We start from the raw sequence: 15,597 nt of genomic DNA on the forward strand, positions 1-15,597 counted from the left end.
GTGCGTGATGCGACGTTGAACGTGGCGGTGATCGGACTCGGACTGATCGGCGGATCGGTCCTGCGTGCGCTCGCGGCGCGCGGGCATCATGTCAGCGGCTACGACGCCGACCCCGCCACCAGGGCAACCGCCCGCACCGCCGCCGCTCAGGCGCCCGCCAACGCCCGCTGGCACGTCACCGCCACCGTCGCCGACGCCGTCCGCGACGCCGATCTGGCCGTCGTCGCCGTCCCGCTCCCGGCCGTCGGCGGCGTCTTCGACGAGCTGGCATCGCTCGCGTATGTCGGCGTCGTCACCGACGTCACCTCCGTCAAGGGACCCGTGCGGGATCTCGCCCTCGACCGGCTCCGCACCGGCGGGCAGTCCCTGGCCACGTTCATCGGCGGCCACCCGATGGCCGGCCGCGAGACCTCCGGCTTCACCGCCGCCGACCCGCGCCTCTTCGACGACTGCGCCTGGGTGCTGTGCCTGGAGGAGGACGGCGCCGGCCTGCGGGACTGGATCGAGCTGGCGGCCCTCATCACCGGCCTCGGCGCGCGCGTCGTGCCCGCCACCGCCGAGGAGCACGACCAGGCGGTCGCCACGATCTCCCACGTGCCACACCTGGTCGCCGCCGCCGTCGCGGCCCGCATCGGCGCCGACCCGCTGGCCGGCACGCTCGGCGCGGGTTCCTTCCGCGACGGCACCCGGGTCGCCGCCGCCCGGCCCGAGCTGACCGCGGCGATGTGCGGCGGGAACGCCGAGGCGGTCCTCGACGCCCTCGACGCCGTGCTCGCCGACCTGGCCGCGGCGCGGGCCGCCCTCGACGGCGCCGACCCGATCACGACGCTGGTGCCGTGGCTGACGCCGGGGCACACGGCGCGGCTGGAGTGGCCGCCGACGCCCGGCGAGACGGCCGACCTTCCGGCGCGGGCCGATGTCCTGCTGCGGCTCGGGCGGGTCGGCGGGTGGGTCACGTCGGTGGCCGACGACGGCAAGACCGTCCGCGCCGTCCGGCCCGCCTGACGCCCTGCTTCTCATGATCCGGTAGAGCTCGGGTACCCCTGGGTGGTCAAGCTCTACCGGATCATGGGGAACGTCAGGGGTGCCAGACGCGGGTGTCCGTGACGATGGCGGTGACCAGGGACGCCGGGGTCACGTCGAAGGCCGGGTTGACCGCCGCGGTCCCGGGAGGAGCGGACGAGCCGACGATCTCGGCGGCGCCGCGGTCCTCGATCTCGACCTCGGCCCCGCCCGGGGCGGAGAGGTCCACGGTGGACTCGGGGGCGACACAGATGAACGGGATGCCCGCGGCCCGGGCACCGAGGGCGTGGGCGTAGCTGCCGACCTTGTTGACCACGTCGCCGTTGGCGCAGATCCGGTCGGCGCCGAGGATGACGGCGTCGACCTCGCCGCGGGCCATGAGGAACGGGCCGGCGGAGTCGACGGCGAGGCGGTGCGGGACGCCGGCGCGGGCCAGCTCCCAGGTGGTGAGGCGGGCGCCCTGCAGCAGGGGGCGGGTCTCGCTGGCGATGACGCCGCCGAGGGTGCCGCGGCGGTGCAGCTCGAAGGCGACGGCCAGGGCGGTGCCGCCGACCACGGTGGCGAGGGCGCCGGTGTTGCAGTGGGTCAGCAGCCGGGCCGAAGGTCCGCACAGGGAGGTGACCAGGTCGGCGCCGAGGCGGGCCATTTCGGCGGAGGATTCGATCTCCTCGTCACGGATCCGCAGGGCCACCTCCAGCGCGGCGGTGGCGGAGGGCAGGACCGCAGCGGCCCGGCGGGCGCCGCGGGCGAGATTGACGGCGGTCGGGCGGGCGGTCTCGACCCGGTGCACCAGGTCGGCGACGACCGACGGGTCGTCGCTGGATCGTGCGGCCAGGGCCACGCCCATGGCGCCGGCCACGCCGAGGGCCGGCGCACCCCGCACGGCCAGGCGCTGGATGGCGTCGATGAGGGAGTCCACAGTGGACAGGTGGAGCCAGACCACCTCGCCCGGCAGGCGGGTCTGGTCGACGATGACGACGGCGCCGTCGACCCAGTCGATCGTTCGCATGTCAACTCCCAACGGTCATGATTTTCGGCAAACCCCCTACAACGAACGTTGACGGGCGTACATTCGCGCTTATGAGCACCGGATTGGCGCTCGCGACGGTTCTGGGCCTCATCGTGGCCGGTCCGATCGCGTTGATGAGAATTCCGACCCATCTGCAGCTGACCGTCACCGACACGGCCCTGGTCATCGAGCCGCAAGGATTGGACAGCTGGTGGGCGGGCACGGGCAGGGTCGAGGTGCCGCTCGCGGCGATCGCCTCGATCCGGATCGTGCCGCGCTCGGAGGCGCCGGCCGTGCCGCACCGGCGCAAGCTGCGCCCGGGGGCCCTCCACCTCGCCGGGAAGATCACGGCAGGGGTGCACGACGGCACGTTCTGGGACGTGCGCAACGGCGACCAGCTGTTGATGATCACCTGCCGGCCCGAAACCCAGTTCAAGGCCCTGGTCCTGCAGTTCGCCAACCCGTTCGCCACGCTGACCCGCACGCGGACGGTCGTTGCGCACAACGCCTCGAGGAGCACTACCTTCTAGGGCATGAGGGATCCGCTCGCCGATCTGCGGCGCATCGCGTTCCTGTTGGAGCGGGCCGGTGAGAAGACCTATCGGGTGCGCGCGTTCCGCGGTGCCGCGGCGACGCTGGCGAAGCTGCCGGAGGGCGAGCTGGCCGCCAGGGCGAGCGCCGGCACGCTGAAGGACCTGCAGGGCGTCGGCGAGGTGACCGCGCGGTGCGTGGTCGAGTCGCTCGCCGGTGAGGAGCCTGTCTACCTGCGCCGCCTCGAGTCGACCGCGGGGCAGGACCTCGACGAGGCGACCGCCGCGATGCTGGCTGCGCTGCGCGGGGACTGTCACGCGCACTCGGACTGGTCCGACGGCGGGTCGCCGATCGACGAGATGGCCCTGGCCGCGGCCGCCATCGGACACGAGTACCTGGTGCTCACCGACCACTCGCCGCGGCTGACCGTGGCCAGGGGGCTGTCGGCGGAGCGCCTCACCGAGCAGCTCGACGTCGTCGCCGACCTCAACGCGGGCTTCGCCGGCCTCGGCATGTCGTTCCGGATCCTGACCGGCATCGAGGTCGACATCCTCGCCGACGGCTCGCTCGACCAGACCGATGAGCTCCTGGAGCGGCTGGACGTGGTGGTCGGGTCGGTGCACAGCAACCTCAAGGACGAGCCGGACGTGATGACCCGCCGGATGGTCACCGCCCTGGCGAATCCGCATCTGGACATTCTCGGGCACTGCACCGGCCGGTTGATCACCGGCGGGCGAGGCACCCGGGCGGAGAGCCGGTTCGACCCGGAGCGGGTGTTCGCCGCAGCGGTCGAGCACGACAAGGCGATCGAGATCAACTCGCGGCCGGAGCGGCTCGACCCGCCGAAGCGGCTGCTGCGGGTGGCCCTGGAGGCGGGCTGCCGGTTCTCGATCGACACCGACGCGCACGCCCCCGGCCAGCTCGACTGGCTGTCAAACGGCTGCGCGCGCGCCGTCGCCTGCGGGGTCCCGCTGGACCGGATCGTCAACACGCTGCCCGCCGCCGACCTCCTGGCGTGGACGAAGACGCACAAATAGCCCCTGCGAAATGCCGACGCCCAGAAGGACGATGAGACCGCCGACGGGCTGGTTCCAGGTCAGGTGCTCGTGCAGGACGACGACCCCGGCGACGGCACCGACGAAGGGCGGCAGGTAGGTCACCATCGAGCCGGTGGTGATGCCGGCGGTCCGCACCACGTGGTTGTTCAACGCGAACGCGATCCCGGTGCCGAACACGCCGAGCGCAACGACCGCCAGATACACCCGGGGCGAGTGCGACAGCGGCGACGGCGGGGCGCCGGCGATCAGCGGCGCCGCAATCAGCAGCTGCAGCGTCGACATGGTCAGCTGGCCGACGGACAGTTGCAGCGGCGACAGCTCGAAGCGCTTCATCAGCCAGCGGGTGTAGTTGAAGGCGATGCCGTAGCAGGTGACCGCGCCGAGGAGCATCAGCTGCCCGGCGAGGGAGCTGCCCCCGACCCCGTTCCAGACGCCGAGGACGACCAGCACCCCCGCGAATCCGGCGAGCAGACCCGCGATCTGCCGGCGGGACGGCCGCTCGGAGCGCATCGCGATCAGGGTGACGACGAGCGTGGTGAGCGGGGCGGTGCCGTTCCAGATGCCGGCGAGGACCGACGGGACCCGCTGCTCGGCGTAGCCGAAGAGCGTGAACGGCACCGAGGTGGCGACGATCGCGTAGACGAACAGGTGGATCCACAGCCGCGTCCCGCGCGGCGGGCGCAGCCCCCGGGCGAACAGGAAGATCAGCAGGGTGAGGGCGCCGAGGAGGATTCGGTAGCCGGCGATGTAGACCGGTTCGAGCTCCGCGAGGGCGTCCTTGATGAACATGAAGCTCGTGCCCCAGATCAGAGCGATGGCGAGGAACGCCGGGAGCCATCGGGCCGCGTTAGGGGCGGGAGCAGTCATGGGCCTTACTCTGCGCCTGCCGACCGGCTTCCGTCGCGCGGATTTCGGACCTCTGAGCGCAGGTCAGGCCACTGGTTGCGAATTGGCCTGGACATGGGCGACAACCAACAATGCGGTCGCGTAGGGTCGGCCCGTGGGATCTATCGATGACATCGCCGACCGCTATGTCGAGCAATGGGCGCCCCTCGACCCGATCGGGGCGACCTTCGTCGGAGTGGCCGGGCATGACGACAGGTTGACCGACCTCTCGCCCGACGGTTTCGCCGCTCTCGCCGACCTCGACCGGCACACCCTTGCCGCGCTCGCCGCCGAGACCCCTGCCACCGAGACGGAGCGGGTGGCCAAGGAGGCCATGCAGGAGCGCCTGGGGCTCGCCCTGGAGCGGTTCGAGGCCGGCGACATGACCAGCGACATCAATGTGATCTCCAGCCCGCTGCACGGGGTGCGGAGCTCGTTCGACCTCATGCCGACCGAGGGCGAGGAGGCCGCGACGAACATCAAGGACCGCCTCCGTGCGGTGCCGGCCGCGCTGGAGCAGTGGCAGCGTTCGCTGCTGCACGCCGCCCAGCAGGGGCACGTGGCGCCGGCCCGGCAGATCATCGAGGTCGCCAAGCAGTGCGAGGTCTGGGCCGACCCCGAGGGTGACAACTTCTACCCGGACCTGGCCGCGAAGGTCGGCGCCGGAGCACCCGCGACGCTCGCCGCGGAGCTCGCCCGCAACGCCGAGGCGGCCCGCGCCGCCACGATCGCGCACGGCGAGTTCCTGCGCCGCGAGCTGGCGCCGATGGGCCGGGAGAAGGAGGCCGCCGGCCGCGAGCGGTATCAGCTCGCCTCCCGCTACTTCCTCGGCGCCACCGTCGACCTCGACGAGGCCTACGCGTGGGGCTTCGAGGAGCTCGCCCGCCTCGAGAGCGAGATGCGCACCGTCGCCGACAAGATCGTGCCCGGCGGTTCGGTCGACGACGCGGTCGCCGCCCTGGACGCCGACCCGGCCCGCACGATCCGCGGCAAGGAGGCGTTCCGCGACTGGATGCAGTCGCTCGCCGACGCGACGGTGCAGGAGCTCAACGGGCGGCACTTCGACATCCCCGCCCAGGTGCAGCAGATCGAGTGCATGCTGGCGCCGACGTCCGACGGCGGCATCTACTACACCGGGCCGAGCGAGGACTTCTCCCGCCCGGGCCGGATGTGGTGGGCGGTGCCGCAGGGCGTCGAGGAGTTCTCCACCTGGCGCGAGGTCACCACGGTCTACCACGAGGGTGTCCCCGGCCATCACCTGCAGATCGGCCAGACCTACGTGCGGGCCGAGCTGCTCAACCGGTGGCGCCGCATCCTGGCCTGGTCGAGTGGGCACGGCGAGGGCTGGGCGCTCTACGCGGAGCGGCTCATGGACGAGCTGGGTTACCTCGCCGACCCGGGCGACAAGCTCGGCATGCTCGACGGGCAGGCGTTCCGCGCGACCCGCGTGATCATCGACATCGGCATGCACCTGGAGCTGGAGATCCCGCGGGACAACCCGTTCGGCTTCGCGCCGGGCGAGCGGTGGACGCCGGAGCTGGGCTGGGAGTTCCTGCGGGCGCACTGCCGGGTCGAGGAGAAGAGCCTCCGCTTCGAGCTCAACCGCTACCTGGGCTGGCCCGGCCAGGCCCCGGCCTACAAGCTCGGCGAGCGCGCCTGGCTGGCCGCCCGCGACGACGCCCGGGCCCGCAAGGGCGCCGACTTCGACCTGAAGGCGTTCCACCGCGACGCGCTCAACCTCGGCTCGCTCGGTCTCGACCCGCTGCGGGCCGCGCTCCAGCGAATCTGACCGTGGGGGCGCTCGACGGGATCCTCGTCGCGGACTTCTCCAGAGTCCTCGCCGGGCCGATCGCCACGATGACGCTCGGCGACCTCGGTGCCGACGTCGTCAAGGTGGAGCGGCCCGGCGTGGGCGACGACACCCGCTCGTGGGGTCCGCCGTTCGCCGCCGACGGCCGCTCGACCTACTTCCTGTCCGTCAACCGCAACAAGCGCGGTCTGGCGCTCGACCTGAGCACCGGGGACGGGCAACGCGAGGCGCTGCGACTGGCGGAGTCGGCGGATGTCCTGGTGGAGAACTTCGCCCCCGGCACGATGGAACGCTTCGGCCTGGGCTACGAGCAGATCGGCAACCCCCGGCTGATCTATGCCAGCGTCACCGGCTTCGGGCGGCACCAGCACTCCCCCGGCTACGACTTCCTGGTGCAGGCGGTCGGCGGGCTGATGTCGATCACCGGCGACCCCGGCGGCGCGCCGACGAAGGTGGGCGTCGCGCTCGTGGACGTCCTGGCCGGGCAGCAGCTGACGGCGGGGATCCTGGCCGCCCTGTATGCCCGGGAGCGCACCGGCCGGGGCCAGCGGGTCGAGGTCGACCTGCTCAGCAGCCTCCTGGCGGGCCTGGTCAACCAGGCCTCGGCCTACCTCAACGCCGGGGTGGTCCCGCAGCGGATGGGCAACCGGCACCCGAGCATCGCCCCCTATGAGACGCTGCGGGCCGGCGACGGCGAGTTCGCGGTGGCGGTGGGCAACGACCGCCAGTTCGAGAAGCTGGCCGGCGCGCTGGGGTTGCCTGAGGACGATCGCTTCGCCACGAACGCGGGACGGGTCGCGCACCGCCAGACGCTCATCGAGGCCATCGAGGCGGTGACGGTGCACCAGGGGAAGGCGCACTGGATCCAGGCGTTGAGTGCGGCGGGAGTGCCGTGCGGGCCGGTGAACACCGTGGCGGAGGGGATCGCGCTCGCTGAGCGGCTGGGACTCGCGCCGGTGGTGGAAGTCGACGGTGCCAGGTCAGTGGCGTCCCCGATCAGACTGTCGGAGACCCCGGTGACCTATCGACTTCCACCCCCTCAGGTCGCGTAGGCGATGCTCAGTTCTTCTGCGGTCAGGACGTTGGACTGCACATACACGAGCTCGATGTTGCAGTCGGTGTAGTACCCCGGCAGCGGGATCGGCGGCGGCGGGAACGACGGGGTGAAGGTCAACGGGATGATGCCCAGCACGTTGGCGGAGAACTTCGACGTGTAGAACTTCACGTTGCCCTCGACGGTCAGCTTCTTGCTCTTCGTCAGCAGCGGCTTCGGCGCACCGGGGGTCCGCAGCTCGAACGGCGTCGACACCGAGTTCTTCATGCTGAACGCCAGCACCTTGACCTTGCTGCCGTCCTTCTTCGTCAGTTCCGCAACCCCGTCGTAGACGAGGCTGTCCATGGTCATCGTCTCGGCGAGGAGGATCGACGGCGCGGCAGCCACGTGCGGCTGTCCCTCCGCGATCTTCGCCTTCTTGTCGTTGATCGAGGCCGAGGCGCTCGGGCAGGCCGTCGCCTTCGCCGGTGACTTCGCCGTGCCCGGCACCGCCGCCGAGGTGGTCGGCGACGCGGCCGACGCCGGTGCGGTGGTGGCCGACGCCGACGGCACCGGGTCGGCCTGCTTGCCGCCGCCGAAGAGGCCGCCGAGCCAGTCGAGCAGGCCCGGCTTCTCCTCCTCGGTCGTCGCCGGCGACGGGCTGGGGCTCGGCGACGCGGAGGTCGCGCCGCCGCTGGGTGCCGGCTGGGTGCCGGTGCTGGTCTTCACCGAAGGGCTGGCGCAGGCGGCCGGCGCGGCGAACGCCGGCGCGGCCCCGTGGGTGGCCCCGAACAGCGAGGCACCGGCGACGGCACCGGTGAGCAGCAGCGCGAACAGCGGGACGCCGAGCCCGCGCCGCCGGGGCAGGCCGTCGTGGCCCGTCGGCGGACGCTCGTCGTCGGCGCTGCCCGCCCCACCGCTGGTGGGTGCGTCGTAGTCGTCGTGCAGCGGGCTGCGCTGCGCGATCGGCAGCGAGTCCGTCAGCACGCCGGAGGTGGGCCGGGGGGTGGGCTCGTCGAACGCCGGCTGCTCCCGGGTCGGCTCTTCATATGGGGAGTCCGTCGCCTTGCGCAGCGACGGCCGCTCGTACGCCGTTTCGTCCGTCTCATCGGACAGCAGGTCGTTCAGCGGCGCCCGTGCGTAGGTCTGGGTGTCGTCCTCATCGGCGGACTCTGCGGAATCGGCGGGTGCGGTCCCGGGCGACCAGGCGGCGGCCAGGCCACCACCGACGACGCCGAGGATCATGCCGAGGAAGAAGCCACCGAGGTTGAGCCCGATGATCGAGTACAGCGCGGTGAGCGTGCCCAGGATGCCGTAGAACAGCCGCTGTCCCGGGGACACCCAGGTCAGGATGCCGCAGAGGAGCAGCATCGCCGGGATGACATAGGACAGGAACCCCGTCGGCCCGAAGTGGACCTCCAGGGCCAGTTTCAGGTTGGCGCTGAGGAAGAGTTCCACTCCGGACAGGATCAGGAACCAGCCGCCCCAGAACGGACGCTGGGCACGCCACCCACTGAAGCCACCTGAGGTCGCACGTCGTCTGGCGTGCGAGGGGGTGGGAGTGGTCACGGGATCCTCCAGCAGAAGCAATCGAACGGGAACACAACTGGGCCCGCGGTGTTTGACGCCGCGGGCCCAGGCAGTGGAACTAGAAGCACTCGAAGGGGGTGCCACCGGTGGAGAGGCTCAGGTCGAGACCCGTGAGCTTGAACGTGCCGGCGGTGGTCGACCAGGCAACCTGCTTGAGGTTGGTGATGACCACGCTGTCCGCCTGCTGGGCGAAGCTGCCCTGCAGGCCCTTGGCCTTGTCGCCGCCCTTGGTCAGGTCGGACGCGTCGATGCCGATCTGGATGTTCTCGAACGTGGCGTCACCCTTGAGCGACGTCAGGTCGATCAGCAGGTCGGTCGCCTCGGCCGGGGCACCAGCGGCCTGGCCGGCGTGGATCACCATGCTGACGGGCAGCCCGGGGACCTTGACCGACTGGCACAGGTTGTAGAGCTTGGCGGACTTGATGCCGGAGACCGCGACGAAGTGGTTCTTCGGGTCGGCCGGGTTGGCGGGGTTGCCGCCCTTCTCCGTGGCGAGGCCGCCGTACTGGACGAAGCCGGTGCCCTCGAGCTTGTCGGCGGAGACCTTGAACTGCTGGCCGGAGACGCTGAACGACGCGGCGATCGCGCCGGTCGCCTGGCCGAAGACGATGGCGCCGGCGATGAAGGTGGCAGGCACGACGACGGTTGCGAAACGCTTCCATCTCGTGCGGCCCTTCACCGCGCTGCCCTGAGCTACGGACACGTGAAGCTCCTCTTGGGTCGCGGGGGTGCATACGGTGCGGCGCTCCCTGTCACTGGGGCGCTCGCACCGGCCTTGGTGTCTCGACGCCCCGGCCGGCCCTGCGCTAACAGGGGGTGGAACCGGGAGGTGGGGCGTGCGGACGATGTTGCCGCCTCCCACGTGCGCGGACAAGGCCCGTAGTTACTGGCCGGTAACGGCTCAAGTCCAGAAATCACACGCTGCGTAATCGGTTACCGGGGTGTTTCCGGGCGATGACCGGCCTTCAAAGAGCGCAAAGACGGACAAAGGGCCGCTGTGACGGTTACCACATGTGAGCGATCTGGCATCGGGTCACGGTTTTATAACGACAAACCCCGGAGGTTCTCAATGTGCACATCGACTGTCGTGAGTTCTCCGCGCAATAGCCGAAATGCCACATCTTGAAAAACTCAGCATTGCCGTTTGCCTCCCGCGGTGGTTAGTTAGCTCTGATAACTAACACGGTGGCCGCCATCCACCGCCACAGTTGTCACCGCCCGCGCGCGCGAAGGGTCGGCGCCCCGCACCGCACGCAATTCAGGAAGCGCGATCGGCGCGCGTCTTGCCTGGCTGGAACCCCCATCAGCCCAGGAAGGACCCCCCGTAATGGCACCATCCCCGCGCCGGTGGAGACGGCTGCTCACCGCAGCCACCCTCGCCGCCGGCAGTTCCGTCGTGGCCGCGGTGGCCCACGCACCCGCCGCCGCCGCGATCCCCCTCCCGGCCACCGACTACCAGCACGTCCAGCTGGCCCTCGGCAGTGCCGAACTCGGCGAGCCGATGTCCCTGGCCGTGATGCCGGACCGCACCGTGATCCACACCGCCCGGGACGGCACAGTCCGCGTCACCGACGCCGCCGGCAACACCAAGGTCGCCGGCAAGCTCTCCGTCTACACGCACGACGAGGAGGGCCTGCAGGGCGTCGCCGTCGACCCCGGCTTCGCCTCCAACCGCTGGGTCTGGCTGTACTACTCGCCGACGCTGTCGACCCCTGCGGGTGACTCGCCGGCCTCCGGCACCGCCGCCGACTTCGCGCCCTGGAAGGGGCACCTCAACCTCTCCCGCTTCACGCTGAAGGCCGACAACACGCTCGACTTCGCCAGCGAGAAGGTCGTGCTGACCGTCGACAACGACCGGGGCAGCTGCTGCCACGTGGGCGGCGACATCGACTTCGACGCGGCGGGCAACCTGTACCTGACCACGGGCGACGACACGAACCCGTTCGAGTCCGGCTCCTACGCTCCGATCGACGAGCGGACCGACCGCAACCCGCAGTACGACGCGCAGCGCTCCGCCGCCAACACCAACGACCTGCGCGGCAAGGTCCTGCGGATCAAGCCGAACACCGACGGCACCTACGCCATCCCCTCCGGCAACCTGTTCGCGCCGGGCACCGCGAAGACCCGCCCCGAGATCTACGCGATGGGCCTGCGCAACCCGTTCCGGATGACCGTGGACAAGCCGACCGGCATCGTCTACCTGGGCGACTACGGCCCGGACGCCGGCGCCGCCGACCCCAACCGGGGCCCGGGCGGCCAGGTCGAGTTCAACCGGATCACGGCCGCGGGCAACTACGGCTGGCCGTACTGCACCGGCACCAACACCACGGCCGAGACCTACAACGAGTGGAACTTCGCGACCAACGCGACCGGTCCGAAGTACAACTGCGGCGGACCCACGAACAACTCGTTCCGCAACACCGGCCTCACCACGCTGCCGGCGGCGAAGTCCAGCTGGATCCGCTACGGCGGCGAGGCCGGCACCCCGCCGGAGTTCGGCGGCGGCTCCGAGTCGCCGATGGGTGGTCCGGTGTACCGCTACAACGCGTCGCTGAACTCGGCGGTGAAGTTCCCGCAGTCCCTGGACGGCAATTTCTTCGCCGGTGAATACGGCCGTCGCTGGATCAAGCCCGTCAAGGTCAACGCTGACGGCAGCCCCGGCGAGATCTCGACCTTCCCGTGGGCGGGTACCCAGGTCATGGACATGGCCTTCGGTCCCGACGGCGCGCTGTACGTGCTGGACTACGGCACCGGCAGCAACAACCAGGCCCTGTACCGGGTGGAGTACATCGGCGGCGGCAACCGCGCGCCGACAGCGAAGATCACTCCGTCGGTGACGTCCGGCCCCAACCCGCTGACGGTCAGCTTCTCCTCGTCGGGCAGCTCCGACCCCGAGGGCGGGGCGCTCACCTACGCCTGGGACTTCGACGGCAACGGCACCACCGACTCGACGGCCGCGAACCCCTCGTACACCTACACCACCAACGGCACGAAGACGCCGACGCTGACCGTCAAGGACCCGCAGGGCCTCACCGGCTCCGCGAGCACGGTCATCACCGTCGGCAACAGCGCGCCGACCGTGACGCTGTCCCTGCCGGCGAACGGCCAGCTGTTCAACTTCGGCGACACGGTGCCGTTCACGATCAGCGTCACCGATCCCGAGGACGGCACGATCAACTGCAGCCGGGTGAGCATGACCTACTCGCTGGGTCACGACAGCCACGCGCACCAGATCACCTCGAAGACCGGCTGCACCGGCTCGATCACCGTGCCGGTCGACGGTGAGCACGACGCGGCCGCGAACATCTTCGGCGTCTTCGACGCGGCGTACACCGACAACGGCGGGCTCACCACGCACGTGATCCGCACGCTGCAGCCGAAGCACCGCCAGGGCGAGCACTTCGGCGCCCAGTCGGGCGTCCAGGTCGCCCCGCACGCGGCGGCCGAGGGCGGCAACACCGCCGGGTTCATCGAGAACGGCGACTGGATCTCCTACACGCCGTACCTGCTGAACAACGCCACCCAGTTCACCGCCCGGGTCTCCTCGGCGGGCTCCGGCGGCACGATCGAGATCCGCGCCGGCTCGGCGACGGGCACCCTGCTCGGCACCGCCACGGTCGCCCCGACCGGCGGCTGGGAGACGTTCGCCAACGTCACGGCCAACCTCGCCGGCGCGCCCAGCACCGCCACCACGCTCTACCTGGTGTTCAAGGGCGGCACGGGCTACCTGTTCGACGTCGACGCGTTCACGTTCACGACCGGGACCAGCTCGACCGGTCCGACGGTCAGCCTCCGTTCGCTGACGAACAACCAGTACGTGACCGCGGCCAACGCGACCACCGCACTGATCGCCAACTCGGCGACGATCGGCACCGCGCAGCAGTTCGAGCTCGTCGACCTCGGCGGCGGCAAGGTGGCACTGAAGTCGAAGGCCAACGGCCAGTTCGTCTGCGCGGAGAACGGCGGCGCGAACCCGCTGCTCGCCAACCGGGCGACGGCCGGCTCGTGGGAGACGTTCAACCTGATCCGCAACGCCGACGGCAGCGAGAGCCTGCAGGCGACGGTGAACAGCCAGTACGTCACCGCGGAGAACAACGGCGCCGGCTCGCTCATCGCGAACCGGGCGGCGATCGGGCCCTGGGAGAAGTTCGAACTCATCGGCGCCTGATGTTGGAAAATGTGCGATCCACTGTCCCCGCTTGTGCGGGACATTGATGAGTGACTCTTGACACTCTTCGTTGGATCGTGAGTGTATGTGTTGGTCCGTGGGGACGTCCGTCGTCTCCACGGACCAGCCTCGGCCGCCACCGGGGCTGACGCATACCTCGAGGAGCCTTATGAAGCTCTCCAGATGGTTCGCGCTGTCCCTGGCCCCGTTGCTGGCCACGGCGGGCACCGTGATCGCCATGGCGAGTCCGGCGAGCGCATGGACCCCCAAGACACCACCGATGACCACCCCGTGGACCAACTCGGTGTCCACGACCAACCCGCTGCCTGAGTACCCCCGCCCGCAGCTGACCAGGACCGACTGGCAGAACCTCAACGGCATCTGGGACTTCGCGGTCACCGGCAGCGGCCAGACCAGCCCGCCCGCCACGTTCGGCGAGCAGATCCGGGTGCCCTACCCCGTCGAGTCGGCCCTGTCCGGCATCCAGCGCAAGGTCACCGAGAACGACAAGCTCTGGTACAAGCGCACCTTCACGATCCCGTCCGGCTGGGCCGGCCGCCGGGTCCAGCTCAACTTCGGCGCGGTCGACTGGCAGACCACCGTGTGGGTCAACGGCACCCAGGCGGGCGGCGTGCACAGCGGTGGCTACGACGCCTTCACGTATGACATCACCGGCCTGCTCAACGGTGGCACCAACACGATCATCGTCGGCGTCTACGACCCGACCGACGCCGGCACGCAGGCCGTCGGCAAGCAGCGCCGCAACGACGTGCTGCCGCACGCGGGCGGCGGCATCTTCTACACCGGCGCGTCCGGCATCTGGCAGACGGTCTGGCTGGAGCCGACCCCGACCGCCCGGATCACCCGGGTGGACCTGGTGCCGAACATCTCCAACAACACCCTGTCGGTGAACGTGCAGGGCGCCGGGCTGTCCGGGCAGACCGTGACCGCCACCGTCCTGAACGGCACCACCCAGGTCGGCACCGCCAACGGCAACACCGGCGCCGCGTTCAGCGTCCCGGTGCCCAACGCGCACCGCTGGTCGCCGAGCGATCCCTTCCTGTACAACGTCCGCGTCGATCTCAAGAGCGGCTCGACCGTGGTCGACTCGGTCGGCAGCTACGCCGGGATGCGCTCGATCTCGATCGGCAGCGTCAACGGCAAGCTGCGCATCCTGCTCAACGGCCAGTTCGTCTTCCAGTCCGGCACCCTGGACCAGGGCTACTGGCCCGACGGCATCTACACCGCGCCCACCGACGCGGCCCTGCGCTCCGACCTGCAGGCGCACAAGGACCTGGGCTTCAACATGGTCCGCAAGCACATCAAGGTCGAGCCGCAGCGCTGGTTCTACGCCGCGGACCAGCTCGGCCTGCTGGTGTGGCAGGACATGCCCGCCATGCCGACCGGCAAGAACCCGACCACGGCCGCCCGCACCCAGTGGGAGCTGGAGTACGACCGCATCATCGACCAGCACCGCAGCTCACCGGCGCTGGTCATGTGGGTCGACCAGAACGAGGGCTGGGGCCAGTACGACCAGGCCCGCATCGCCAACGAGGTCAAGGCCTACGACCCGTCGCGCCTGGTCAACAACATGAGCGGGGTCAACTGCTGCGGCTCCGTCGACGGCGACAACGGCGACGTGATCGACAACCACATCTACGTCGGTCCCGGCTCCACCCTGCCGACCGCGACCCGGGCCGCGGTCCTGGGCGAGTTCGGCGGCCTCGGCCTTCGCGTGGCCGGCCATGAGTGGTCGCCTGGCAACGGATTCAGCTACGAGGACCAGGGCAACGCCACGAACCTCAACAACCGCATCGTCGGCCTGTACGACCAGATCCGCACCGGCGGCATGCCAGCGGGCCTGTCCGCGTCGGTCTACACCGAGATCACCGACGTGGAGAACGAGAGCAACGGCTTCCTCACCTACGACCGGCAGGTGATGAAGGTCGACGTGGCCCGGTTCCGGGCGGCGAACCAGGCGCTCATCAACGCCTCGACCAACCCGCCACCACCGGCCACGCTGCCCAGCGGGTACCACTCGTTCCGGGTCGTGACGCCGTGCTGCACCACCAGGTACATCCGGCACCAGAACAGCCTCGGCTACACCGAGGTCGTCGACGCCAACAGCAGCGCGCTGCTGAAGCAGGACGCGACCTGGCGGATCGTGCCGGGCCTGGCCGACTCGACCTGCTACTCGTTCGAGTCGCGCAACTACCCCGGTCAGTACCTGCGGCACCAGGCATACCGGGTCCGCAAGGACGCCAATGACAACTCGGCGCTGTTCAAGGCCGACGCCACCTGGTGCGCCCAGCAGGGCACCGGCGGGGTCCGGCTGACCGCCTGGAACTTCCCGGGCCAGTTCCTGCGCCACCGGGCGTCGGAGCTGTGGCTGGCGACTCCCGGCGGTCCGAACGCGTGGGACAACCCCACATCGTTCACCGAGGACACGACGTGGTCCGTGGAGAACCCCTGGGCCCCGTAAAGGGTGGA

The 15,597-nt window shown here is 70.4% G+C and carries 11 protein-coding genes; 7 read left to right on the forward strand and 4 right to left on the reverse strand.

The features are described 5' to 3' along the window. On the forward strand, positions 1-1,005 hold the full coding sequence (locus tag ACFPIJ_RS04230; RefSeq protein WP_380113251.1) for a prephenate dehydrogenase/arogenate dehydrogenase family protein: 1,005 nt from the start codon (positions 1-3) through the stop codon (positions 1,003-1,005). A 73-nt stretch (positions 1,006-1,078) separates the two neighbouring features. Here ACFPIJ_RS04230 and mtnA read toward each other — a convergent pair whose 3' ends face one another. Further along, positions 1,079-2,032 (reverse strand): S-methyl-5-thioribose-1-phosphate isomerase, encoded by a 954-nt coding sequence (mtnA, locus tag ACFPIJ_RS04235; protein ID WP_380113252.1) that lies wholly within the window; start codon positions 2,030-2,032, stop codon positions 1,079-1,081. 71 nt (positions 2,033-2,103) lie between these two features. Here mtnA and ACFPIJ_RS04240 point away from each other — a divergent pair, with 71 nt between their 5' ends. Both ACFPIJ_RS04240 and ACFPIJ_RS04245 read left to right on the forward strand, forming a co-directional pair. Next, the gene (locus tag ACFPIJ_RS04240) at positions 2,104-2,562 is read left to right on the forward strand and encodes a hypothetical protein (protein ID WP_380113253.1); all 459 of its coding nucleotides are present in this window, start codon (positions 2,104-2,106) and stop codon (positions 2,560-2,562) included. Positions 2,563-2,565: 3 nt separating this feature from the next. After that, a complete protein-coding gene (locus ACFPIJ_RS04245) occupies positions 2,566-3,600 on the forward strand; it encodes a PHP domain-containing protein (RefSeq protein WP_380113254.1) in 1,035 nt (344 codons plus the stop codon). Here the strand turns inward: ACFPIJ_RS04245 and ACFPIJ_RS04250 are convergent. Next, positions 3,496-4,488 (reverse strand): DMT family transporter, encoded by a 993-nt coding sequence (locus ACFPIJ_RS04250; RefSeq protein WP_380113255.1) that lies wholly within the window; start codon positions 4,486-4,488, stop codon positions 3,496-3,498. The two genes, ACFPIJ_RS04245 and ACFPIJ_RS04250, sit on opposite strands and share 105 nt — an antisense overlap. Before the next feature lie 133 nt (positions 4,489-4,621). Between ACFPIJ_RS04250 and ACFPIJ_RS04255 the strand changes: the two genes are divergently transcribed. Next, positions 4,622-6,295, forward strand: coding sequence for a DUF885 domain-containing protein (locus ACFPIJ_RS04255; protein WP_380113256.1), 1,674 nt, complete (start codon positions 4,622-4,624; stop codon positions 6,293-6,295). Positions 6,296-6,297: 2 nt separating this feature from the next. Continuing rightward, positions 6,298-7,368 carry a CaiB/BaiF CoA transferase family protein gene (locus ACFPIJ_RS04260; RefSeq protein WP_380113257.1) on the forward strand — a complete coding sequence of 357 codons (1,071 nt, stop codon included), beginning with the start codon at positions 6,298-6,300 and terminating at the stop codon, positions 7,366-7,368. Here ACFPIJ_RS04260 and ACFPIJ_RS04265 read toward each other — a convergent pair. Both ACFPIJ_RS04265 and ACFPIJ_RS04270 read right to left on the reverse strand, forming a co-directional pair. After that, complete coding sequence (locus ACFPIJ_RS04265; protein WP_380113258.1) at positions 7,356-9,023, reverse strand: DUF6114 domain-containing protein; 1,668 nt, start codon at positions 9,021-9,023, stop codon at positions 7,356-7,358. The two genes, ACFPIJ_RS04260 and ACFPIJ_RS04265, sit on opposite strands and share 13 nt — an antisense overlap. Then, on the reverse strand, positions 8,998-9,642 hold the full coding sequence (locus ACFPIJ_RS04270) for a DUF6230 family protein (protein ID WP_327007819.1): 645 nt from the start codon (positions 9,640-9,642) through the stop codon (positions 8,998-9,000). The genes ACFPIJ_RS04265 and ACFPIJ_RS04270 overlap by 26 nt, the downstream gene beginning before the upstream one ends. Before the next feature lie 624 nt (positions 9,643-10,266). On the opposite strand from ACFPIJ_RS04270, the gene ACFPIJ_RS04275 reads away from it, so the two are divergent. Further along, the gene (locus ACFPIJ_RS04275; RefSeq protein ID WP_380113259.1) at positions 10,267-13,107 is read left to right on the forward strand and encodes a PQQ-dependent sugar dehydrogenase; all 2,841 of its coding nucleotides are present in this window, start codon (positions 10,267-10,269) and stop codon (positions 13,105-13,107) included. A 169-nt stretch (positions 13,108-13,276) separates the two neighbouring features. Further along, complete coding sequence (locus tag ACFPIJ_RS04280) at positions 13,277-15,589, forward strand: AbfB domain-containing protein (RefSeq protein ID WP_380113260.1); 2,313 nt, start codon at positions 13,277-13,279, stop codon at positions 15,587-15,589. Positions 15,590-15,597: the final 8 nt, after the last annotated feature.

It is taken from the genome of Dactylosporangium cerinum, from assembly GCF_042653625.1.
In the GTDB taxonomy this organism is placed as follows: Bacteria; Actinomycetota; Actinomycetes; order Mycobacteriales; family Micromonosporaceae; genus Dactylosporangium; species Dactylosporangium cerinum.

Bases quoted from the DNA above. Each gene is read 5' to 3' on its own strand.
- mtnA (WP_380113252.1), bottom strand. From the start codon at position 2,032: ATGCGAACGATCGACTGGGTCGACGGCGCCGTCGTCATCGTCGACCAG.
- ACFPIJ_RS04240 (WP_380113253.1), top strand. From the start codon at position 2,104: ATGAGCACCGGATTGGCGCTCGCGACGGTTCTGGGCCTCATCGTGGCC.
- ACFPIJ_RS04245 (WP_380113254.1), top strand. From the start codon at position 2,566: ATGAGGGATCCGCTCGCCGATCTGCGGCGCATCGCGTTCCTGTTGGAG.
- ACFPIJ_RS04250 (WP_380113255.1), bottom strand. From the start codon at position 4,488: ATGACTGCTCCCGCCCCTAACGCGGCCCGATGGCTCCCGGCGTTCCTC.
- ACFPIJ_RS04275 (WP_380113259.1), top strand. From the start codon at position 10,267: ATGGCACCATCCCCGCGCCGGTGGAGACGGCTGCTCACCGCAGCCACC.
- ACFPIJ_RS04280 (WP_380113260.1), top strand. From the start codon at position 13,277: ATGAAGCTCTCCAGATGGTTCGCGCTGTCCCTGGCCCCGTTGCTGGCC.